The organism is Cryobacterium adonitolivorans (genome assembly GCF_004402695.1).
Taxonomy (GTDB): Bacteria; Actinomycetota; Actinomycetes; order Actinomycetales; family Microbacteriaceae; genus Cryobacterium; species Cryobacterium adonitolivorans.
Genome location: NZ_SOFL01000040.1, coordinates 76101 through 98767 on the forward strand (window position 1 = coordinate 76101; position 22667 = coordinate 98767).

Annotated in this window: 23 protein-coding genes and 1 rRNA gene; 21 read left to right on the forward strand and 3 right to left on the reverse strand. The window is 67.1% G+C overall.

Features of this window, described 5'->3' with window-relative positions:
- Positions 1 to 86: 86 nt before the first annotated feature.
- Positions 87 to 437, reverse strand: coding sequence for a DUF1844 domain-containing protein (locus tag E3O42_RS12550; RefSeq protein WP_103429550.1), 351 nt, complete (start codon positions 435 to 437; stop codon positions 87 to 89).
- Positions 438 to 731: 294 nt separating this feature from the next.
- Between E3O42_RS12550 and infC the strand changes: the two genes are divergently transcribed.
- From infC to E3O42_RS12645, 19 genes are all read left to right on the forward strand, one after another.
- On the forward strand, positions 732 to 1316 hold the full coding sequence (gene infC / locus E3O42_RS12555; RefSeq protein WP_084020755.1) for a translation initiation factor IF-3: 585 nt from the start codon (positions 732 to 734) through the stop codon (positions 1314 to 1316).
- Positions 1309 to 1503 (forward strand): 50S ribosomal protein L35, encoded by a 195-nt coding sequence (gene rpmI / locus E3O42_RS12560; protein ID WP_066594389.1) that lies wholly within the window; start codon positions 1309 to 1311, stop codon positions 1501 to 1503. The genes infC and rpmI overlap by 8 nt, the downstream gene beginning before the upstream one ends.
- 27 nt (positions 1504 to 1530) lie before the next feature.
- The gene (rplT, locus tag E3O42_RS12565; protein WP_088455742.1) at positions 1531 to 1917 is read left to right on the forward strand and encodes a 50S ribosomal protein L20; all 387 of its coding nucleotides are present in this window, start codon (positions 1531 to 1533) and stop codon (positions 1915 to 1917) included.
- A gap of 106 nt (positions 1918 to 2023) precedes the next feature.
- Entirely contained in the window at positions 2024 to 2824 is an 801-nt protein-coding gene (locus E3O42_RS12570; protein WP_134454265.1) for a TrmH family RNA methyltransferase, read from the forward strand.
- 101 nt (positions 2825 to 2925) lie between these two features.
- Entirely contained in the window at positions 2926 to 3714 is a 789-nt protein-coding gene (locus E3O42_RS12575; RefSeq protein WP_134454266.1) for an amino acid ABC transporter ATP-binding protein, read from the forward strand.
- A 36-nt stretch (positions 3715 to 3750) separates the two neighbouring features.
- Complete coding sequence (locus E3O42_RS12580; RefSeq protein ID WP_134454267.1) at positions 3751 to 4623, forward strand: glutamate ABC transporter substrate-binding protein; 873 nt, start codon at positions 3751 to 3753, stop codon at positions 4621 to 4623.
- Between the two features lie 95 nt (positions 4624 to 4718).
- Positions 4719 to 5366, forward strand: a complete 648-nt coding sequence (locus E3O42_RS12585) for an amino acid ABC transporter permease (protein WP_134454268.1) — start codon at positions 4719 to 4721, stop codon at positions 5364 to 5366.
- Positions 5363 to 6247, forward strand: a complete 885-nt coding sequence (locus tag E3O42_RS12590) for an amino acid ABC transporter permease (RefSeq protein ID WP_134454269.1) — start codon at positions 5363 to 5365, stop codon at positions 6245 to 6247. The genes E3O42_RS12585 and E3O42_RS12590 overlap by 4 nt, the downstream gene beginning before the upstream one ends.
- A 59-nt stretch (positions 6248 to 6306) precedes the next feature.
- On the forward strand, positions 6307 to 7347 hold the full coding sequence (gene pheS, locus E3O42_RS12595) for a phenylalanine--tRNA ligase subunit alpha (RefSeq protein ID WP_134454270.1): 1041 nt from the start codon (positions 6307 to 6309) through the stop codon (positions 7345 to 7347).
- Positions 7347 to 9881, forward strand: a complete 2535-nt coding sequence (pheT, locus tag E3O42_RS12600) for a phenylalanine--tRNA ligase subunit beta (RefSeq protein ID WP_134454271.1) — start codon at positions 7347 to 7349, stop codon at positions 9879 to 9881. Before pheS ends, pheT begins: the two co-directional genes overlap by 1 nt.
- Positions 9882 to 10008: 127 nt before the next feature.
- Positions 10009 to 11052, forward strand: coding sequence for an N-acetyl-gamma-glutamyl-phosphate reductase (argC, locus tag E3O42_RS12605; protein ID WP_134454272.1), 1044 nt, complete (start codon positions 10009 to 10011; stop codon positions 11050 to 11052).
- On the forward strand, positions 11049 to 12230 hold the full coding sequence (argJ, locus tag E3O42_RS12610) for a bifunctional glutamate N-acetyltransferase/amino-acid acetyltransferase ArgJ (protein ID WP_134454273.1): 1182 nt from the start codon (positions 11049 to 11051) through the stop codon (positions 12228 to 12230). The genes argC and argJ overlap by 4 nt, the downstream gene beginning before the upstream one ends.
- A complete protein-coding gene (gene argB, locus E3O42_RS12615) occupies positions 12230 to 13168 on the forward strand; it encodes an acetylglutamate kinase (protein WP_134454274.1) in 939 nt (312 codons plus the stop codon). Before argJ ends, argB begins: the two co-directional genes overlap by 1 nt.
- Positions 13165 to 14370 (forward strand): acetylornithine transaminase, encoded by a 1206-nt coding sequence (locus tag E3O42_RS12620; protein ID WP_134454275.1) that lies wholly within the window; start codon positions 13165 to 13167, stop codon positions 14368 to 14370. Before argB ends, E3O42_RS12620 begins: the two co-directional genes overlap by 4 nt.
- 78 nt (positions 14371 to 14448) lie before the next feature.
- Positions 14449 to 15378: an ornithine carbamoyltransferase gene (gene argF, locus E3O42_RS12625; protein ID WP_134454276.1), complete on the forward strand. Its 930-nt coding sequence runs from the start codon at positions 14449 to 14451 to the stop codon at positions 15376 to 15378.
- Between the two features lie 60 nt (positions 15379 to 15438).
- A complete protein-coding gene (locus tag E3O42_RS12630; RefSeq protein WP_134454277.1) occupies positions 15439 to 16638 on the forward strand; it encodes an argininosuccinate synthase in 1200 nt (399 codons plus the stop codon).
- 8 nt (positions 16639 to 16646) lie between these two features.
- Positions 16647 to 18083, forward strand: coding sequence for an argininosuccinate lyase (gene argH / locus E3O42_RS12635; protein ID WP_134454278.1), 1437 nt, complete (start codon positions 16647 to 16649; stop codon positions 18081 to 18083).
- Positions 18084 to 18124: 41 nt separating this feature from the next.
- Positions 18125 to 18718 carry a DNA-3-methyladenine glycosylase gene (locus E3O42_RS12640; RefSeq protein WP_134454279.1) on the forward strand — a complete coding sequence of 198 codons (594 nt, stop codon included), beginning with the start codon at positions 18125 to 18127 and terminating at the stop codon, positions 18716 to 18718.
- A 64-nt stretch (positions 18719 to 18782) separates the two neighbouring features.
- Entirely contained in the window at positions 18783 to 19223 is a 441-nt protein-coding gene (locus E3O42_RS12645) for an OsmC family peroxiredoxin (RefSeq protein WP_134454280.1), read from the forward strand.
- Between the two features lie 86 nt (positions 19224 to 19309).
- Here the strand turns inward: E3O42_RS12645 and E3O42_RS12650 are convergent, their stop codons facing one another.
- Positions 19310 to 19927, reverse strand: coding sequence for a hypothetical protein (locus E3O42_RS12650; protein WP_134454281.1), 618 nt, complete (start codon positions 19925 to 19927; stop codon positions 19310 to 19312).
- Positions 19924 to 20577, reverse strand: coding sequence for a DNA-binding protein (locus tag E3O42_RS12655; protein ID WP_134454282.1), 654 nt, complete (start codon positions 20575 to 20577; stop codon positions 19924 to 19926). Before E3O42_RS12655 ends, E3O42_RS12650 begins: the two co-directional genes overlap by 4 nt.
- A 141-nt stretch (positions 20578 to 20718) precedes the next feature.
- Here E3O42_RS12655 and tyrS point away from each other — a divergent pair, with 141 nt between their 5' ends.
- Together tyrS and E3O42_RS12665 are read left to right on the forward strand one after the other, a co-directional pair.
- Entirely contained in the window at positions 20719 to 22020 is a 1302-nt protein-coding gene (gene tyrS, locus E3O42_RS12660) for a tyrosine--tRNA ligase (RefSeq protein ID WP_241984813.1), read from the forward strand.
- 556 nt (positions 22021 to 22576) lie between these two features.
- Positions 22577 to 22667, forward strand: a 16S ribosomal RNA gene (locus E3O42_RS12665); the annotation flags it as partial.

Genomic DNA, 22667 nt, shown 5'->3' on the forward strand with positions numbered 1-22667 from the left:
TACCGCTGATCGAGCTCGTCGAGATCGACTCGCGGGGTCTCGACAGGCTCGACCAATGAGTCGGTGCGTCGGGAGGAGAGAGCCGTCTAGTTGACCGGGCCGGTGAACTTCTCGCCGGGGCCCTGGCCGATCGGGTCGGGGATGCTCGACGCCTCGCGGAAGGCCAGCTGCAACGACCGCAGGCCGTCGCGGAGGCTGCGCGCGTGCATGTCCGAGATATCGGGGGCGGATGCCGTGATCAGGCCGGCGAGGGCCGTGATCAGCTTGCGCGCCTCATCCAGGTCGATTTGGGTGTCGGGGTCGTCGGCGAGCCCCACCTTGACCGCCGAGGCGCTCATCAGGTGTACCGCTGCGGTGGTGATGATCTCCACCGCAGCCACATCCGCGATGTCCCTCGTGGCCTGGCCGGACTGGTCCTGATCGTAATTGTCGCTCACTGGTTTCCTCTGCTATGCTTACCCGGGCTCCGAGATGAAAGTCTCGGTACGAAAGTGGATAATCTCCCACCCGCGCTTGACCGCTTCATAAAGGTTACCGGGTAGTTTGCACTCCGCCGTCGCTCGCTGGTTTCCAGCTTGCACGGTAGATAGGGTGCCGTACGTGGTTGATGAGTAACGGAACAAGGAAACGTTCCAGAACTCAGGAATTGCGCGCGCGATTGTCTCCTCCTCGTCTCCGGACGACATCCGTTGTCAGGCTGTAGCCACGATGCTTGAGTAGAGGAGAGACGCATCAGCGATCCCCGTACAAATGACCGTATCCGCGTCCCCGAAGTCCGTCTCGTTGGTCCCAACGGCGAACAGGTTGGGGTCGTGGCGATTGATGTCGCCCTGCGCCTGGCACAGGAGGCTGACCTCGATCTGGTCGAAGTAGCCCCCACGTCCAAGCCGCCGGTCGCGAAGATCATGGATTACGGCAAGTTCAAGTACGAAGCTGCGCAGAAGGCGAAAGAAGCCAGGCGCAACCAGGCGAACACGATCCTCAAAGAGGTTCGTTTCCGTCTCAAGATTGATAAGCACGACTACGAGACCAAGCGCAAGCGCGCCGAAGGCTTCCTGAAGGCCGGCGACAAGGTCAAGGCCATGATTCTGTTCCGTGGCCGTGAACAGTCCCGTCCCGACCAGGGTGTACGTCTGCTACAGAGATTTGCCGAGGATGTCGCGGAGTTCGGTTCTGTGGAATCGAGCCCGACCATCGACGGTCGAAACATGGTCATGGTGATTGGCCCGCTGAAGAACAAATCAGAGGCCAAGGCAGAGGCCAATGCACATAGAGCTGCAGATAAAGCAGCCAAACAGGAGGAAAAGAATGCCTAAGCAGAAGACCCACTCTGGGACAAAGAAGCGTTTCAAGGTCACTGGCTCCGGCAAGATCATGAAGCAGCAGGCCGGACTTCGCCACAACCTCGAGGTCAAGAGCACGCAGCGCAAGTCCCGCCTGAACCAGGACCAGGTTCTCGCCAAGGCCGACGTCAAGGCCATCAAGAAGCTTCTCGGCCACTAGGCCCCGTACCCCTAAAGGAATTAGAAAATGGCAAGAGTAAAGAGGGCCGTCAACGCCCACAAGAAGCGTCGCGTAATCCTTGAGCGCGCCCAGGGTTACCGCGGTCAGCGTTCACGCCTGTACCGCAAGGCCAAGGAGCAGGTCACTCACTCCCTCGTCTACAGCTACCGTGACCGTCGTGCACGCAAGGGTGACTTCCGTCGCCTGTGGATCCAGCGCATCAACGCTGCGTCCCGCGCGAACGGCCTGACCTACAACCGCCTCATCCAGGGCCTCGCCCTGGCCGGCATCCAGGTTGACCGTCGCATCCTCGCCGACCTCGCCGTCACCGAGCCCGCCACCTTCGCGGCCATCGTCGAGAGCGCCAAGGCAGCACTGCCCGCTGACACCTCCGCAGCCAAGGTTGCCAAGTAGTCACACCTGCTTGTTCACGGGAGCGATCATCACTGATGATCGCTCCCGTTTTGCATGCCCGGCGGGGCATTAGATGGCCGGGGTGCGCGGCACCTAAACTGGGTGCATGCTAGATAACCCCCGATCTCCTCGCGTGCGTGCCGTCGCGAAACTTGCGAACCGAGCCGCCCGCTCCGAGACGGGACTGTTCCTCCTCGAGGGTCCGCAGGCCGTCTCCGAAGCCCTGACCTTCCGCCCCGAACTCGTCGTCGAGCTGTATGCCACCCCCACGGCCCTCGAGCGCTACACCGAAATCGGCGATGCCGCCGTCGCCGCCGGCGTCGACGTGGAGTTCGTCACCGAGCAGGTGCTCGAGACGATGGCCGACACCGTCACCCCGCAGGGCTTCATCGCGGTGTGCCACCAGTTCCCCACCTCGATCAAGAAGATCTTTGCCAACGAGCCCAAGCTCATCGCGATCCTCGAAGAGGTGCGCGACCCCGGTAACGCCGGCACCATCATCCGGGCAGCGGATGCGGCGGGCGCCGACGCCGTGATCTTCACCGGCCGCAGCGTGGACCTGTACAACCCCAAGGTGGTGCGCTCGTCGACCGGGTCGATCTTCCACCTGCCGGTCGCCGTTGGTGTCACCCTCGCCGATGTGCGTGAGCGCGCGAAGTTCGCCGACATGCAGATCCTCGCCGCCGACATCAAGGGCGACGACCTGCTCGAGGTCCGTAACAGCGGCCTGCTCGCCGCTCCCACCGCCTGGCTGTTCGGCAACGAGGCCCGCGGTCTCACCGAGGAAGACCTCGCCATGGCGGACCGATCGGTCAGCGTTCCCATCTACGGCCACGCCGAATCGATGAACCTGGCGACGGCCGCCTCCGTGTGCCTGTACGAGAGCGCGTTCTCACAACGGGCATAGCATCTTTCCCGGTCGGGCGTCTATTACGTTTGGGTTACCGACCGGGTTAAAGCCGGGCCAAAGGTGGTCTGTATGACACCCCCGGGCCTAAGTTGGGGGGTATGGAGCCAACAGACGCATCACCGGCGACGTCCAACATCACCGTCCGCCGGGGGGAACCCTTGGTCGTGATCACAGACGTCAACAAGAACTTCGGGGAACTGCACGTTCTGAAGAACATCAACGCCACAGTCAACCGCGGCGAGGTGGTCGTGGTCATCGGCCCGAGCGGGTCGGGCAAGTCCACCCTCTGCCGGGCGATCAACCGCCTCGAGACCATCGACAACGGCACGATCACCATCGACGGCAAGGAACTGCCGAACGAAGGCAAGGCGCTTGCGCAGCTGCGCGCCGACGTGGGCATGGTGTTCCAGGCGTTCAACCTGTTCGCGCACAAGACCGTGCTTCAGAACGTCACGCTCGGCCCGATCAAGGTGCGCGGCATGAGCAAGGCCGATGCTGAGAAGAAGGCCATGGCGCTTCTGGAACGTGTCGGTGTGGCCAACCAGGCCAAGAAGATGCCGTCCCAGCTGTCCGGCGGCCAGCAGCAGCGTGTGGCCATCGCCCGCGCATTGGCGATGGACCCCAAGCTGATCCTGCTCGATGAGCCCACCAGCGCGCTCGACCCCGAGATGATCAACGAGGTTCTCGAGGTGATGGTCGACCTCGCCAACGAGGGTATGACCATGATCGTGGTCACGCACGAGATGGGTTTCGCCCGCAAGGCGGCCGACCGGGTCATCTTCATGGCCGAGGGCGACATCGTCGAGGAGACCACCCCCGAGAAGTTCTTCACGAACCCCCAGAGCTCGAGAGCGAAAGACTTCCTCTCCAAAATACTTGCCCACTAACCGGTCGGCGAGACACACAGCACACAGGAGGAAACCATGAGACGCAACAAGGGTCTAATGATCTCTGCCATCGCCTTGGTCGGAGCGTTCGCGCTGAGCGGCTGCACCGACTCCGGAGCGAGCACGCCGTCGGCGGCACCAGTTGAGGAAGACGTCACGTTCGAGGAGGGCACCACCATGGCCGCCCTGAACGAGGCCGGTGAAATCACCATCGGCACCAAGTTCGACCAGCCGCTGTTCGGCCTCAAGGGCCCGGATGGCAATCCGGTCGGCTTCGACGTCGAAATCGGCAAGCTCATTGCGTCCAAGCTCGGCATTGAGGCGTCGGGCATCACCTGGACTGAGACTGTCTCCGCCAACCGCGAGCCGTTCATCCAGAACGGCCAGGTCGACCTGGTCGTGGCCACGTACACGATCAACGATGCGCGCAAGGAAGTCGTCTCCTTCGCCGGCCCGTACTACGAAGCCGGCCAGGACCTGCTCGTGCTGGAGGGCAACAAGGCGAAGATCACCGGACCCGAGGACCTGGCCGACAAGAAGGTCTGCACCGTGAGCGGCTCCACGTCGGAGAAGAACATCGCCGCGTACACGACCAACATCATCGCCACGGATACCTACTCGAACTGCCTCGGCCCGCTGCGCAGCGGCGAAGTCGACGCTGTGACCACCGACAACGTGATCCTGGCCGGCCTCGCCGACCAGAACGCCGGTGAGTTCGAGGTCATCGGTAACCCGTTCACCGCAGAGCCCTACGGCATCGGCCTGGCCAAGGACGACACCGAGTTCCGCAACTTCATCAACGACGTCCTCGAAGAGGCCTACGAGGACGGCTCCTGGGCAGCAGCCTGGGACGCCACCGCGGGCTCCGTTCTCGAGACGCCGGAACCGCCGGCGGTCGACCGCTACTAGCAGTACTGCTCGATCCGATCGGGGTGGCCGCACCGGCCGCCCCGATCGGCAGTTTTCCCACACACGCTCGATAAACACACAAGAGGAGGTGAGTCTTGGACGCAGTCATCGAAAACCTGCCGGTCTTTTTGGAAGGCTTCAAGAACACGCTCGGGTTACTGATTCTCTCCGGCACCGGCGCGCTCGTGCTTGGAGTATTCGTAGCCGCCCTGCGGATTTCGCCCATCGCATCCTTTCGCGCCTTCGCGACGGTGTACACCGAGCTGGTTCGCAACACCCCACTCACCCTCGTGCTGTTCTTCTGCGCGTACATCCTGCCGTACCTGCAGTTCTCACCCGGGTACTTCGTGCTGGCCCTGATCGGCCTCACCGTCTACACCTCGCCGTTCGTCGCCGAGGCACTGCGCTCGGGCATCAACGGCGTTCCCGTCGGCCAGGCCGAGGCCGCCCGCAGCGTGGGCCTCACCTTCGGCCAGTCGCTGAGCTACGTGATAATGCCCCAGGCCGTGCGGATGGTGATTCCCCCGCTGATCAACGTCTTCATCGCGCTCACCAAGAACACCTCTGTCGCCGGCGCGTTCTTCGTCTTCGAACTCTTCGGCGCCGGCCGCCAGGTCGTCAACGATCGCGGTGACGCCGTGATCGCGATTCTGCTGGCCGTCGCGACCTTCTACCTGATCGTCACGATCACTCTCGGGCAGGTCGCCGGCCGGGTGGAAAAGAAAGTGGCGGTACTCCGATGAGCTCAGTTCTTTACGATGCGCCGGGCCCCAAGGCGCGCGCCCGATCCCGGGTCATCTCCGTCGTCGGTGTGATCATTATCATCGCAGGCCTCACCGCGCTGATCCTGGCGCTCGGTGCCCCGAAGCCCAGCGCCAACGGCGCCATCCAGCCCGGCATGTGGGACCCGACCCGCTGGGATGCCCTGCTCGACGTCGAGGTCTGGCGCACACTCGGGCGTGGCGCACTGGCGACCCTCACCATGGCCGGAGTCGCCGCGTTCTTCGCGTTGATCCTGGGTGTGCTGTTCTCCTTCCTGCGCTCGGCTGACCATGCCGCCATCCGGGTGCCCACGACGATCGTCCTGGAATTCGTGCGCGGCATGCCCGTGCTGCTCATGATGCTCTTCATCCTGCTGGTGTTCTCCACCGGGTCGTTCTGGGCCGGTGTCGCGGCGCTCTCCGTCTACAACGGTGCGATCATCGGTGAGGCTCTGCGGGCCGGCATTAATTCGCTGCCACGAGGCCAACGGGAGGCCGGTCTCGCGATCGGCCTGACGCCCATCTCCACCCGGTTCCGCATCGAATTCCCGCAGGCGTTCCGGCAGATGCTGCCGATCATCATCGCCCAGCTCGTGGTGCTGCTCAAGGACACCTCGCTGGCGTTCATCGTCGGCTACGAGGAGCTACTGCGCAGCGGCCTGTACACGATGACCAACTTCTTCGGTCAGCGGTACCAGTTCTCCTTCTTCCTCATCGTGTTGGCCATCTACCTGGCGATGAACTTGTCGCTGTCCTGGCTGGCGCGGGTTATCGCCCGACGCTCCGGCCCGAAGGCCGGCAAGCTCGTCGAAGCCGTCCCAGAACCCATGCCGAACGCCGCTGGTGCCGGCGGCGGCTTCTAAAGACAAACGCGTACCGGTGCCGCAGCCGGTGCCGGGGGCGGGCACTAAACTTGGGTCTCGTGTCTGCCCCCACTGAAATAACCGAACCCGTCGTCACCGCGGCCGTCGACGCCGCCCTCGCGGCCATCGCCGGCGCGGATGACTCCGCCGCCCTCAAGGCCGTGCGCTCCGCGCACGTCGGCGAGGCCTCGCCGCTGGCCGCGCTGAACGCCCTCATGCGCAGTGTGCCCGGCGACCAGAAGGCCGCCGCCGGCAAGCTCGTCGGCCAGGCCCGCGCCCGGGTGAACCAGGCGCTGGGCGCCCGCGAAGCCGCCATCGTCGACGCCGAGGCCACCGCCCAGCTCGCCGCCGAGACCGTAGACGTCACTGCCGCCGCCTCCACCTGGCGGGCCGGGGCGCGGCATCCGCTCACCCTGCTGCAGGAGCGCGTCTCTGACGTGTTCGTGGGCATGGGCTGGGAGGTCGCCGAGGGTCCCGAGCTGGAGAGCGAGTGGTTCAACTTCGACGCGCTGAACTTCGACGAGGACCACCCGGCCCGCGCCATGCAGGACACCTTCTTCATCGACCCGCCAGAGGCGCACCTGGTTCTGCGCACCCACACCTCGCCGGTGCAGCTGCGTGCGCTGCTCGCCGCGGAGCCGCCCGTGTACCGCATCGCGCCCGGCCGGGTGTACCGCACCGACGAGCTCGACGCGACCCACACCCCGGTGTTCCACCAGATCGAGGGCATCGCCGTGGACAAGGGCCTCACCATGGCTCACCTGCGCGGAACCCTCGACCACTTCGTCAAGGCCCTGTTCGGCGACGAGGCCAAGGTGCGCCTGCGCCCCAATTATTTCCCGTTCACCGAGCCGAGCGCCGAGCTCGACCTCTGGCACCCCACCTTCAAGGACGGCGCCCGCTGGATCGAGTGGGGCGGCTGCGGCATGGTCAACGCCAATGTGCTGCGCTCCGCCGGGATCGACCCCGAGGTGTACTCCGGATTCGCGTTCGGCGTCGGCGTCGAACGAGCACTGATGTTCCGCAACGATGTGAAGGATATGCACGACATGGTCGAAGGCGACATTCGGTTCAGCCAGCAGTACGGGATGACCGTCTGATGCGCGTTCCCCTGAGCTGGCTCGGCGAATTCGTCGACCTCGAACCCGGCACCACCCCCGAAGCCGTGCACGCCGCCCTGGTGAGCGTGGGCCTGGAGGAAGAAGAGATCCACCGCTTCGAGCTGACCGGACCCATCGTCGTGGGCCAGGTTCTCGAGTTCGTCGGTGAAGTACAGACCAACGGCAAGACCATCAACTGGTGCCAGGTGCGCGTTGCCGCGGACGGCGAACTCGCCGCCGACGGTGGCCCCGCCATCCACGGCATCGTCTGCGGCGCGCACAACTTCGTCGTCGGCGACAAGGTCGTCGTGACTCTGCCCGGCGCCGTGTTGCCAGGCCCCTTCCCGATCGCGCCGCGCAAGACCTACGGTCACGTCTCCGACGGCATGATCGCGTCGGCCCGCGAACTCGGCCTCGGTGACGAGCACGCCGGCATCCTGGTGCTCGGCGACCTCGGGCTCGACCCACAAATCGGCGCGGATGCGATCAGCCTGCTCGGCCTGGACGACTCCGCCGTGGAGATCAACGTCACCCCCGACCGCGGCTACGCGTTCTCGATCCGCGGCGTGGCCCGCGAGTACTCGCACGCCACCGGCGCGACCTTCCGCGACCCGGCCCTGGCCGTCACGGCGACCGCGTCCACCGAGGTCTTCCCGGTCTCGATCGAGGATGCCGCACCGATCCGCGACCGCATCGGCGCGGGCGTCTTCGTCACCCGTGTCGTGCGCGGCGTCGACCCCTCCAGGCCGTCGCCGGCCTGGCTGATCGCCCGGCTCAAGCTGGCCGGCATCCGCTCGATCTCGCTGATCGTCGACATCACTAATTACGTGATGATCGAACTCGGCCAGCCCATCCACGGCTACGACCTCGACCTTCTTACCGGCGGCCTCGTCGTGCGTCGTGCGCAGCCCGGCGAGAAGCTCGTCACCCTCGACGACGTCACCCGCACCCTCAACCGCGAAGACCTGCTGATCGCTGATGGTTCGGGCCCCATAGGCCTGGCCGGCGTGATGGGCGGAGCGACCACCGAGATCGGCAACGGAACCACCAATGTGCTGATCGAAGCCGCGAACTTCGACCCGGTGTCGATCGCACGTACCGCCCGCCGGCACAAGCTGCCCAGCGAAGCCTCCCGCCGGTTCGAACGCGGCGTGGACCCCGAGGTCGCCGCCGTGGCTGCCGCCCGGGTGGTGCAGCTGCTCGTCGAGCTCGCCGGGGGAGTGGCCGACGGTCTGGGCTCCCTGCACGACGCCACCCCGGAGCGCGCCCCGATCGACCTGCCCACCGGCTTCGTCTCCGGCCTGATCGGCCTGGAGTACACCCGCGACGAGGTGCGCACCTCGCTCGCCGAGATCGGCGCCTCGATGACCGAGACCGCCACCGGCCTCGCGGTGATCGCGCCGAGCTGGCGCCCGGACCTCACCGACAAGTGGACCCTCGCCGAGGAGGTCGCCCGCATCGTCGGGTACGACCGCATCCCGTCGGTGCTGCCCGTCGCCCCGCCCGGCCGCGGCCTCACCCGCACCCAGCAGCTCAAGCGCTCGGTCGCCACGGTGCTCGCCGCCACCGGCCACACCGAGGTGCTGGCCTACCCATTCGTCGCCGAAAAAGCCAACACCCTGTTCGGCCACCCCACGAGCAGCACGGTTCCGCAGATCAAGGTCGCCAACCCGCTCGACGGCGAGGCACCGTTCATGCGCACCTCAATGCTGCCCGGCCTGCTGCAGATCGCACACCGCAACCTGTCCCGCGGCTCGACCGACCTGGCGATCTTCGAGCTCGGTTCGGTCTTCCGCCCGGTTGCCGGCGTCAGCTACGGCAGCACTGTGGTGCCGCAGGCCGCCGTGCGGCCCAGCGCCGAACTCGAGGCGAAACTGAACGCCGGCATCCCGCCGCAGCCGTTTACCGCCGGCGTCGTGCTGCTAGGCAACACGCTGCGCCACCAGCCCGGCCAGGCGCCCATCGCGGCATCCTGGCAGGACGCCGTCACCGCCGTCCGGCAGATCGGCCTCGCGGTCGGCCTGCCGATCCTCGTGCGTCAGGGCGCGCACCAGGCCATGCACCCCGGCCGCACCGCCGAGCTGTTCGTGGCGACGGATGCCGGCGAGCTGTCGGTGGGCTTCGCGGGCGAACTGCTGCCCGCCGTGGCTCGCGGCGCCGACCTGCCCGCCGTGGTCGCTGTCGTCGAGCTGAACCTGTCCGCCGTCTTCGCCCAGGTCACCGGGGAGCTGCAGGCCACCGTGATCGGCACCAAGCCCGCCGCCACGCAGGACCTCTCGCTCGTCGTTGACGTGACGGTGCCGGCCAGCGGCGTGCTTCAGGCCGTCCGCGAGGGTAGCGGTGCGCTGCTGGAGAGCATCGAGCTGGTCGACGACTACCGCGGAACGGGCATCGAGACCGGCCGCAAGTCGCTCACCTTCGCCCTGCGGTTCCGGGCGCCGGACCGTACCCTCACCGCCGCCGAGGCCAGCGACGCGAAGCTGGCCGGCGTGCAACTCGCCGCAGCCCGATTCGGAGCCGCGCTGCGCGAGTAACCCGCCCCGCCCGCCAGCACCGAGTTGCCCCGTTCCGGTCGAATTGCCCCCGCACAGCGGGGCAACTCGACCGCAGCGGGGCAATTCGCGATTCTTGGCTCGCGGGAGGTCCGGGTAAGTTTGAACCATGGTCTTTTCGGTAGCGGTTGCGGGCGCCAGCGGGTACGCGGGCGGTGAGTTGCTGCGACTGCTGGCCGCTCACCCCGATTTCGAGGTGCGCACGGTCACCGCGCACAGCAACTCCGGCCAGCGCCTGGTCGACGTGCAACCGCACCTGCGCTCGCTCTCCCACCTCGTGCTGGCCGACACGGATGCGACCACCCTGGCCGGCCATGACGTCGTCTTCCTGGCCCTCCCGCACGGCGCCTCCGGAGCACTGACCGCCCAGCTGAGTGCCGACACCCTCGTGGTGGACTGCGGTGCGGACCACCGCCTCGATAGCGAGGCCGACTGGGCCGCGTTCTACGGCGGCGACTACTTCGGCGCCTGGGCCTACGGCGTGCCCGAACTCCCGGTCGCCGGCGGCCGCCAGCGCGACCGCCTGGTCGGCGCCCGCCGCATCGCCGCTCCAGGCTGCAACGCCAGCACCGTCGCGCTCGCCCTGGCCCCCGGTATCCTGGCCGGCGTGATCGAACCGGCCGACATCGTCGCCGTGCTCGCCGTCGGACCATCCGGCGCCGGCAAGAGCCTCAAAGTGCCCAACCTCGCCGCCGAGATCCTCGGCTCCGCCAACCCCTACGCGGTCGGCGGCAGCCACCGGCACATCCCCGAGATTCAGCAGAGCCTGCGCTGGGCCGGAGCGACCGGACCCACGGTGTCGTTCACCCCGGTGATCGTCCCCATGTCGCGCGGCATCCTCGCCACCGCGTCGGCACGGCTTGTGCCGGGCACCAGCGCCGCCGCCGTGCGCCACGCCTGGGAATCGCTCTACGCCGACGAACCGTTCGTGCACGTGCTGCCGACCGGCCAGTTCCCGCGCACCGCCGACGTGCTCGGCGCCAACACCGCCCTCATCGGCCTGGCGGTCGACCAAGCCGCCGGCCGGGTGGTCACGGTCACCGCCGTCGACAACCTGGTCAAGGGCACCGCCGGCGCCGCCATCCAGTCCGCCAACATTGCCCTGGGGCTGCCCGAGACACGGGGCCTCAGCACGAATGGAGTTGCCCCGTGAGCGTCACCGCCCCCGCCGGATTCGCCGCCGCCGGTGTCACTGCCGGCCTCAAGAAGTCCGGTGGTCTCGACCTGGCCATCGTCGCCAACCTCGGCCCGCTCGCCAACGCCGCGACGGTGTTCACCAGCAACCGGTGCAAGGCCAACCCGATCCTCTGGAGCCAGCAGGTGATGAGCGACGGCCGGGTGAGCGCCATCGTGCTCAACTCCGGCGGCGCCAACTGCTACACCGGCAGCATCGGATTCCAGACTACCCACGCCACCGCTGAGGCCGTCGCCGAGCAGCTCCAGGTCTCCTCCGGCGACGTCCTGGTCTGTTCCACCGGCCTGATCGGCGAGCAGCTGGACCTCGGCAAGCTCACCGCCGGCGTCGTCGACGCGGGTGTGGCCCTCAAGGACACCGCCGCGTCATCCGCCGCCGCCGGCCTCACCGCCGCGCAGGCCATCATGACCACCGACACCCGGCCCAAGCAGGCCACCCAGGTGTCCCCGGCCGGCTGGACCATCGGCGGGATGGCCAAGGGCGCCGGGATGCTCGCCCCCGGCCTGGCCACCATGCTCGTTGTGATCACCACCGACGCCGTCCTCTCCTCCGCGCAGCTGGATGCCGCGTTGCGGGAAGCCACCCGGGTCACCTTCGACAGGCTCGACTCCGACGGTTGCATGTCAACCAACGACACCGTCAGCCTGCTGGCCTCCGGCGCCAGCGGCGTCGACGCCGACCCGGCCGAATTCACCACAGCCCTCACCAAACTGTGCCGCGATCTCACCCTGCAGCTGCAGGGTGACGCCGAGGGCGCCTCGCACGACGTGGCCATCTCGGTGCGCAACGCCGCCTCCGAAACCGAGGCCGTCACGGTGGCCCGCGCGGTGTCGCGCAGCAACCTGTTCAAGGCCGCGATCTATGGCAACGACCCCAACTGGGGCCGGGTGCTCGCCGCGGTGGGCACCATCCCCGAGGCCGACGCGGCCTTCGACCCGTACGGCATCGACGTGGCCATCAACGGCATCCAGGTGTGCACGGCGGGGGAGCCGGACCAGCCGCGCGAACTCGTCGACCTCACCCCGCGCGCCGTCTCGGTGGTCATCGACCTGCACGCCGGCACCGCGGGCGCCACGATCTGGACCAACGACCTCACCCACGACTACGTCGAAGAGAACAGCGCGTACTCCAGCTGATGAGCACCGACATCCCCGCCGCACCGCCACTGGTTCCCACCCTCGACGACGTCGACAACACCCCAGCGGAAGCGAAGGTCAAGGCCGCAACGCTGATCGAGGCGTTGCCCTGGCTGAAGAAGTTCCACGACCAGATCATCGTCGTCAAGTTCGGCGGCAATGCCATGGTCAGCGAGGAACTGCAGCGCGCGTTCGCCGAGGATATTGTGTACCTGCGCTACGCGGGCATCCGCCCCGTCGTCGTGCACGGCGGCGGCCCGCAGATCTCGGCCATGCTCGCCCGCCTCGGCATTGAAAGCGAATTCCGCGGCGGCTACCGGGTCACCACCCCCGAGGCCATGGACGTGGTGCGGATGGTGCTCACCGGGCAGATCAATCGTGACCTGGTCAGCCACATCAACGCCCACGGGCCCCTGGCCGCCGGCCTCAGCGGCGAAGATGCCGGCCTGTTCCGCGGGCGCCGCCGCGGTGTCGTCATCGACGGCGAAGAGGTGGACCTCGGCCTGGTCGGTGACGTCATCGGCGTCGATCCCGAGGCCGTGCACGCACAGCTGAACGCCGGTCGGATCCCGGTGGTCTCGTCGATCGCCCCCGACATCGAGGTGCCGGGCCAGTCGCTCAACGTCAACGCGGATGCCGCAGCCGCGGCCCTCGCCGTGGCTCTGAAAGCTGCCAAGCTCGTGATCCTCACCGACGTGGCCGGCCTGTACAGCGACTGGCCGAACCGGGACTCGCTGGTCTCGGTCATCGACGTCGGGGCGCTCCGCACCCTGCTTCCCGAGCTCGAATCGGGCATGATTCCCAAGATGACGGCCTGCCTGGACGCCGTCGAGGGCGGCGTCGCGAAAGCGGCGATCATCGATGGTCGAGTGCCGCACTCGATCCTGGTCGAAATCTTCACCGGAAGCGGCATCGGTACTGAGGTGGTTCCCACATGACCCTGCACGAACGCTACGCCGACGCAATGATGAAGACCCTCTCGCCCCCGCTGGCCGTGCTGGTGCGCGGCGAGGGCTGCTATGTCTGGGACGAGAACGGCACCAAATACCTCGACTTCCTGGCCGGCATCGCCGTCAACTCGCTCGGCCACGCCCACCCCGACATGGTCGCCGCCGCCCAGCAGCAGATCGGCACTCTCGCGCACATCTCCAACTACTTCGCCTCGCCGTCCCAGATCGAGCTGGCCGAGCGGCTCAAACGCCTCACCGGCGCGGGCGATGCGGGCCGGGTCTACTTCTGCAATTCCGGAGCCGAGGCCAACGAGGCCGCGTTCAAGCTCGCCAGGCTGAACACCGCCGGCGGTCGCCGCAACCGGATCCTCGCCCTGAACGACTCGTTCCACGGCCGCACCATGGGGGCGCTCGCCCTCACCGGCAAGCCGCTCATGCGCGCCCCGTTCGAACCGGTGCCCGGCGGTGTGCAGCACATCGAGACCAGCATCGCCGTCCTGGAACGCGAAATCGACGACACCGTCGCAGCACTCTTCCTCGAGCCGGTCAAGGGTGAGGCCGGTGTCATCGACCTGCCGGAAGGCTACCTGCGCCGCGCCCGCGAGCTGTGCACCAAGCACGGGGTGCTGCTGATCATCGACGAGGTGCAGACCGGCGCCGGCCGTACCGGCAAGTGGTTCGCCTACGAGCATTCCAACGTGCTGCCGGATGCCGTCACCCTCGCCAAGGGCATCGGCGGGGGAGTGCCGATCGGAGCGCTCGTGACCTTCGGGGCCACCAGCGACCTGTTCCTCCGCGGCCAGCACGGCTCCACCTTCGGTGGCAACCCGTTCGTGACCGCCACTTCCAACGCCGTGCTGGGCGTCATCGAACGGGACGACCTCGTCGGCAACGCCGCCCGTCGCGGCGAACAGCTCCGCGAGCTCATCACCCGCATCGATTCGCCCCTGATCAGCGAGGTCCGTGGCCGCGGGCTACTGCTCGGCATCGGCCTGAGCGAACCCGTGGCCCTGAAGCTGGCCGCCGCCGCGCTGGCCGAAGGCCTGATCGTGAACGCCGCGAACGAATCCAGCATCCGGATTGCCCCGCCGTTGATCGTGGGGGACGCCGAGCTGGCCGATTTCGACGAGCGTTTTCGTGCGGCCCTGGCCAGTGTGACCAGTTCGGGGCTCGTCTCCGCCAATAGATAGCCTGCAAACCGGTAACGTGCCACCAGATAAGGTGGAGGAATCCCGCATAACACCGAAGAATTCAGCGAAAGTGACCCCGTGACCCGCCATTTCCTGCGCGACGACGACATCTCACCGGCCGAACAGGCCGAGATCCTCGATCTGGCCCTGGAACTGAAGCGAGACCGATTCACGGTCCAGCCCCTGGCCGGACCGAAAACCGTCGCCGTGATCTTCGACAAGTCCTCCACCCGTACCCGGGTCTCGTTCGCAGTCGGCATCGCCGACCTCGGCGGCAGCCCGTTGATCATCAGCACCGCGAGCAGTCAGCTCGGCGGCAAGGAAACCGCCGCCGACACGGCCCGGGTCCTCGAACGCCAGGTCGCCGCGATCGTGTGGCGCACCTACGGCCAGGCCGGCCTCGAAGAGATGGCTCTGAACACCACGGTGCCCGTGGTCAATGCGCTCTCCGACGACTTCCACCCCTGCCAGCTGCTCGCCGACCTGCTCACCATCCGTGAGCACCGCGGCAACCTCGCCGGCCAGACCCTCACCTTCCTCGGCGACGGTGCCTGCAACATGGCGCAGTCCTACCTGCTCGCCGGTGCGACCGCCGGCATGCACGTGCGCATCGCCTCGCCGGCCGGCTACACACCTCACCCGCAGGTCGTCGCCGACGCCGAAGCCATCGCCCTGCAGACCGGCGGTTCCGTGGCCCTGTTCACCGACCCGGCCGTGGCCGTGGCCGGCGTCGACGTGGTCATCACCGACACCTGGGTGTCGATGGGCAAGGAAGAGGAAAAGGCCATCCGGCTCGGCTCGCTCGGCAGCTACCGCGTCGACGCCGCCCTGATGGCCCTGGCCAAGGACGACGCACACTTCATGCACTGCCTGCCGGCCGACCGTGGCTATGAAGTCACGGCCGACGTCATCGACGGCCCACAGAGCATCATCTGGGATGAGGCGGAAAACCGCCTGCACGCCCAGAAGGCGCTGCTCGTCTGGCTGCTCGCGCACAACGCGCGATAGCAGTCGGCTCGCACGCACCACCAATAAACTTGAATCACGCAGAACTTATGAAGGAGAACCATGGCTGAGCGGGTTGTACTGGCATATTCCGGGGGCCTTGACACCTCGGTGGGCATCGGCTGGCTGAAGGACGCCACCGGCAAAGAGGTCGTCGCACTGGCCGTCGACGTTGGACAAGAGGGCGAGGACATGGATGTCATCCGACAGCGCGCCCTCGACTGTGGCGCCGTGGAGTCGATCGTCGTCGACGCCAAGGACGAGTTCGCCAACGACTACATCATCCCGGCGCTCAAGGCCAACGCGCTCTACCAGAAGCGCTACCCGCTGGTCTCCGCGATCAGCCGTCCGCTGATCGCCAAGCACCTCGCCGCCACCGCCCGCGCCCTCGGCGCGGACAGTGTCGCGCACGGCTGCACCGGCAAGGGCAACGACCAGGTGCGCTTCGAAGCCGCCGTCACCGCATTGGCCCCCGAGCTTACCTCGCTCGCCCCGGTGCGGGACTTCGCGCTGACCCGCGACAAGGCCATCGAGTACGCCGCGCTGCACAACCTGCCGATCGCGCAGTCGAAGAAGAGCCCGTACTCCATCGACCAGAACGTCTGGGGTCGCGCCGTCGAGACCGGCTTCCTCGAAGACCCGTGGAACGCGCCGATCGAGGACCTGTACACCTACACGCAGGACCCGTCGATCCCGCGTGAGGCCACCGAGATCATCATCACCTTCGACCAGGGTGTGCCCGTTGCCGTTGACGGCAAGCCGGTCACCCCGCTCGAAGCCGTGGTGCTGCTGAACAAGCTCGCCGGCGACCAGGGCGTCGGCCGCATCGACATCGTCGAGGACCGTCTCGTGGGCATCAAGAGCCGCGAAGTGTACGAGTCCCCTGCCGGTATCGCCCTGATCGTTGCGCACGAAGAGCTCGAGAACGTCACCGTCGAGCGCGACGTCGCCCGTTACAAGCGCGGTGTCGAGGCCAAGTGGAGCGAGCTCGTCTACGACGGCCTGTGGTTCTCCGGCCTGAAGAAGTCGCTGGACGCGTTCATCGACGACACTCAGAAGTACGTCTCCGGCGACATCCGCCTCAAGCTGCACGCCGGCTCTGCCGTCGTCACGGGACGACAGAGCAAGCAGAGCCTGTACGACTTCGATCTGGCCACCTATGACACCGGCGACTCGTTCGACCAGTCGATGGCCAAGGGTTTCATCGAGCTGTGGAGCCTGCCGAGCAAGATCGCAGCCCGCCGCGACCAGGCCGCGAAGTAGGTCCCGGCATGACCGGCGACACAAGCATCAACCGTGCGGGTGAGGCGGGCGCCCTCTGGGGTGGCCGCTTCGCCGGCGGACCGTCGCCGGAGTTGGCGCGCCTGAGCAAGTCCACCCATTTCGACTGGCAGCTGGCCGGGTACGACATCCGCGGGTCGCGCGCCCACGCGCGTGCCCTGGCCGCTGCCGGCTACCTCACCGAGGACGAACTGGCCGGCATGCTCGCCGGCCTCGACACCCTCGATGAGGCCGTCGACGACGGCCGGTTCCAGCCGTCCGCGGCCGACGAAGACGTGCACTCGGCGCTGGAGCGCGGGCTGATCGACATCGTCGGCACCGAGCTCGGCGGCAAGCTGCGCGCCGGCCGCAGCCGCAACGACCAGGTGGCGACCCTGGTGCGGATGCTGCTGCGCGATCACGCCGCCGTCATCGCCCGGCTCGTCGTGGACCTCATCGACGCCCTCGCCGCCCAGGCCGAGGCGAACGAGACCGCCATCATGCCCGGCCGCACCCACCTGCAGCACGCCCAGCCGGTTCTGCTGGCCCACCACCTCTTCGCCCACTGCTGGCCCCTGGTACGCGACCTCGAACGCTTCACCGACTGGAACAAGCGGGCGAATTTCTCCCCGTACGGCTCTGGCGCCCTGGCCGGCAATACCCTCGGTCTCGATGCGACCCTCATCGCCACCGAGCTCGGTTTCGGCGCCGTCGTCGAGAACTCCATCGACGGCACCGCCAGCCGTGACCTCGTCGCCGAATTCGCCTACATCACGGCGCAGATCGGCATCGACCTGTCCCGCCTGGCCGAGGAGATCATCCTCTGGAACACCCGCGAGTTCGGTTTCGTCACCCTGCACGACTCGTACTCCACGGGGTCGTCGATCATGCCGCAGAAGAAGAACCCCGACATCGCCGAACTGGCCCGCGGCAAGTCCGGCCGGCTGATCGGCAACCTCACCGGGCTGCTCACCACCCTCAAGGGCCTGCCGCTGGCGTACAACCGTGACCTGCAGGAGGACAAGGAGCCGGTTTTCGACTCCATCGAAACCCTCGAGGTGCTGCTGCCCGCGTTCACGGGCATGATCGCCACGATCACCTTTCACACCGACCGCATGGCCGAGCTGGCGCCGCAGGGCTTCTCGCTCGCCACGGATGTTGCGGAGTGGCTCGTCAAACGGCACGTCAGCTTCCGGGACGCCCACGAGATCACCGGCACCCTGGTCAAGGTCGCCGAGGCCAAGGGCCTCGACCTGCACGAGATCGACGACGCGCAGCTCGCGGAGATCTCCCCGCACCTCGTCCCCGAGGTGCGCGAGGTGCTCACCATTCAGGGCTCGGTCAATCGACGTGACGGCCAGGCCGGCACCGCGCCGGTGCGGGTCGCCGAGCAGCGCGCCGCCCTGGTGGCCCGGGTGCACACTCTGGCCACGGCGCTGGCCCGCTGAGCCGTCCCGCTGAGAACCGCACCCCGACGAAAACGCTTCGGATGACCGTCGACCGTGACCTGTTCGCCCAGGGCGCGGTCGGCGTGGCCCCGCTCCTACTGGGCGGCCTGCTCCGGCACGGCGACACCGTGCTTCGCATCACCGAGGTCGAGGCGTACCTGGCCGGAACCGACCCCGGTTCGCACGCCTTCCGCCGGCGCACCGACCGCAACTCCACCATGTTCGGGCCGCCAGGTCACCTGTACGCGTACTTCAGCTACGGCATGCACGTGTGCGCCAACATCGTCTGCTCTCCCGAGGGCGAGGCGTCGGCGGTGTTGCTGCGCGCCGGCGAGATCGTGGCGGGCCACGAGGCCGCCCGAGCCCGTCGCGGCCCGGCGGTTGCGGTGCGGGACCTGGCGCGCGGTCCGGCCAGGCTCACCCAGGCCCTGGGCATCGGGTTGCACCAGGACGGTGCCGATCTGACCGTTGAACCGTTCGAGGTGACCCTGGCCGAGGCGGCTCCGGCGGCGCAGGCCGGCCCTCGCACCGGAGTGAGCGGGCCCGGCGGCGGCACCGACTACGCCTGGCGGTTCTGGATTCCGGGGGACCGGACGGTGTCCGCGTACCGACGGCATCCCGGCGCCCTCAATTGACTTTCACTTGTACCGGCCAGTAACTCTGGCCATCCCCAGAAAAGCGACACAGAAGGAAGCATCAATGCCCACTCGCACCGCCCGCACAGCCTGGACTGGAACCCTCGACGACGGCGCAGGCCAGGTCGAACTGACCAGCTCGCAGCTCGGCACCCACGACGTCTCATTCCCCCGGCGCGCCGCAGACGACGCCAACGGGACCACGAGCCCCGAGGAACTGCTCGGCGCTGCCCACTCCGCCTGCTACTCCATGCAGCTCTCCGCCGAACTGGCCGCAAGCGGCGGAACCATCGAGGCCCTGGACGTGTCGGCTGACGTCACCCTCGGCGCCGACCCCGCCGGCGGCTTCCGCCTCACCGGCATCCACCTCACCGTGACCGGCGAGGTTTCCGGCATCGACAGTGAGACCTTCCTCGCCGCTGCGCAGGCCGCGAAGGAGAACTGCCCGGTCAGCAAGGCGCTCACCGGCGTGGAAATCACCCTCGACGCGGTGCTCGAAGACTAAACACCCCGCAAGAAACAAGCCCGGCCCGCAGGATGATCCTGCGGGCCGGGCTTTCTTGGTGTGAGGGCGGCCACCGGCCACCGGGGTCAGGACTGCGCGAGGCTCACCAGAATGGCGCAGGCGCATGCCCAGATGAGGCTGGCGAAGGTGCCGATGATGAACCGTTCGCGTGCCTCAGAGGATGCCAGCTCGGTGAAACGGCCGACGCCCTTGATCGCCACGACGACGGCGAGGGCCTCGGGGAAGCCGGCCAGGATCGCGCCGGCGACGGCCAGGCGCTCCAGGATGCCGATGGTGAGACCGCCGCGCAACACCTCGTGCACCGCAGCCGCCGGGGCCGTGGTACCCACGGTCGCGGCGTCGTCGGCGGATTCGGTGCCGACCAGGATTCCGCCGTGGCTGCCGGGCGCCACCGAGTTCTTCGTGGCCAGCTGCAGGGCGAGCACGGCCACCGGGCCGCCGCCGATCACGGCCAGCGCCAGTGCGGCCAGGCCGATGACCACGCCGAAGACCACCGGCGCCTCTCCGAGGGGGAGGGCGGCGAGCAGCAGGGCCACGCCCAACGCCCCGGCCGACGCGACCGCGATCGGCTGCTTTCCCAGTCGGAAAGCGAGGATGGCCAGAATCAACGAGGCCATCGTGACCAGGAGCAGGAGCGCCCAGTACAGGTACAGCACGACATCGAGGGAAGTCAGGGCATTCATCGGCGGAGGCCATCCATTTCGCTGGTATCGCTGTCGAGGGTGTCACTGTCGAGGTTGTCTAGCAGCCTAACCAGTGCCGGGTGTGCGGCGCGCTCCACCTTCCACTGCGCACTCTTCACCCGCTGGCTCACCGCGGCCGTCGAGATTCCGAGCGTGCGAGCGATGGCGGTCTGCGCCAGACCGCTCTCGAGCAGGTCCACCGCCTCCCACCCCTCATTGCTGCGACGCTGGCGCAGCAGGAGCAGCATCGTCACGAGTGCCTCCACCTCCGCGCCTGTCGAGGCTCCGCGCCGGTCGGGTGCGGGCGGGGTGTCCAGCGCGAAGCGCGCCTCGGATCGTTTGGCCCGGGTCACCGCTGCCCTGGCGGCGATGAACGCGTCTCCCGTGGCCTGCCGGGTGGTGGCCGGCAGAGGGGTGCGCACCGGGCCGATTCCCACGCCGACACTCCAGAATCCGGTGCGGTGCAGATCGAGCACGACGGCGAATGCGTCGGCGGCCGTGCCGACGAGGAGCTGGATCTCGTCGCCGGAGGTTTGGTCGGGGGGCAGCATGAAGGCCTCGGCGTGGCGAAGCATCAACTCGTTGATCATGTCGCTGGCGCGATCGCGATCATGGCGGCTGTCGATTTGATCGGCGGTAATCACAAACATGGGTTAAGCCTCCGTCCTAATCACAGCCTAATCAAGGTTCACGGATTAATCCATCACTATTTAGCCTCAAGGCTTGATCGACGGCTTGTGTCGGATGCCGAATCTCGAGAACGCGGCGGTCAGCGCTGGTAATCTGGCGTGGTGTCAGACCCCAGTATCCTTGCCCAGCAAGCCAACGACCCCACCTTCGCCGACGTCTGGGAGGAAATCTCCTGGCGCGGCCTGGTCCACGTCTCCACCGATGAGTCCGCGCTGCGCGCGCTGCTTGCCGGGGAGCCGATCACGTACTACTGCGGCTTCGACCCCACCGCCGCGAGCCTGCACCTGGGCAACCTGGTTCAACTCCTGCTGATGCGCCGGCTGCAGCTGGCCGGACACCGGCCGCTCGGCCTCGTCGGCGGGTCCACCGGGCTCATCGGTGACCCACGCCCCACGGCGGAGCGCACGCTGAACACCCCGGAGGTTGTCAACGAGTGGGTCGGCTACCTGCAGGCGCAGGTCACCCGCTTCCTCAGCGCCGAGGGGGACAACGCCGTGACCCTGGTGAACAACCTCGACTGGACGGCGCCGCTGTCGGCGATCGACTTCCTACGCGACATCGGCAAGTACTACCGGGTGGGCACCATGCTCAAGAAGGATGCGGTGAGCGCCCGGCTCAATTCCGACGCGGGCATCAGCTACACCGAGTTCAGCTACCAGGTGCTGCAGGGGATGGACTTCCTCGAGCTGTACCGCAGCCACGGGTGTGTGCTGCAGACCGGGGGCAGCGACCAGTGGGGCAACCTCACCAGCGGCACCGACCTCATCCACCGCGCGGAGGGCACCAGCGTGCACGCGATCGGCACCCCGCTGATCACCAACACCGACGGCACCAAGTTCGGCAAGAGCGAGGGGAACGCGGTGTGGCTGGACCCCACTCTCACGAGCCCGTACGCGATGTACCAGTTCTGGCTGAACACCGACGACGCCGATGTCATCGCCCGGCTCAAGATCTTCACCTTCCTCACTCGCGTTCAGATCGACGCGCTCGAGGACCTGGTGGCCAGCGAACCGTTCAAGCGTGAGGCCCAGCGCACCCTCGCGTACGAGGTGACCAGCCTGGTGCACGGTGTCTCGGCAACGGATGCCGCAATTCGGGCCACGCAGGCCCTCTTCGGCCAGGGCGACCTGGCCGATCTCGACCCCGAGACCCTCGAAGCGGCCCTCCGGGCGTTGCCGAACACCACGACGTTCCCGCAGGCACAGGTGATGCAGCTGCTCGTGGACACCGGACTCACCAAGAGCCTGGGCGAAGCGCGCCGGGCGATCGGTCAGGGCGGCGTCTACCTGAACAACGTGAAAGTCACCGATGAGGCGGCCACCGTCGAGGGATCCGTCCTGCCCGGGGGAGTGGCCGTACTCCGTCGTGGCAAGAAGACCCTCGCCGGCGTTTTCGTCGAATAGCCCTCGGCTGCCCGCAGTGTGGCCGGCAGGTTACGGCCGCATTGCAGGAAGGTGTCCATCTGCGACACGCCCGGGATGCTGCCGGGATTGCGGGGCATTCGGAACCCGCGTAATGTCATCTCTTGTCACCCCACAGGTGCGGAAAGCCGAAGAGCTTACCGGCCTCAAGCGGGACCACTTCCAAGTCGTGCAGCGAATTCATTCGAATTGCAGGGCTTGATGGCGTTTGATTCACTCCAAATCTGGAGCGAATCGTAACGACACGAAAAACAGAATTACATCGAAGTGCCTCAGTGCAAAGGTCAATTGGCCGGCGGCTGGGTGCGTCCGATCCTTGAGAACTCAACAGCGTGCACAATGTCAAATGCCAAAAACCTCGTGGTTTGGATCCGTTTCTAGCGGTGAAGGGCCAGGAGATTCCTTTGGAAAACATTTAAACAACAAAGCAAGTCAGTAATGATTTGTTCTGTCAGTTTCAAACTTGCATCGTTGTCGCCTATTCCGGCGGCTCGGTGCACTAGATGTGACGCCAGCTTGCTGGTTAGTCAGCTAAACATTTACGGAGAGTTTGATCCTGGCTCAGGACGAACGCTGGCGGCGTGCTTAACACATGCAAGTCGAACGGTGACGGAGGAGCTTGCTTCTTC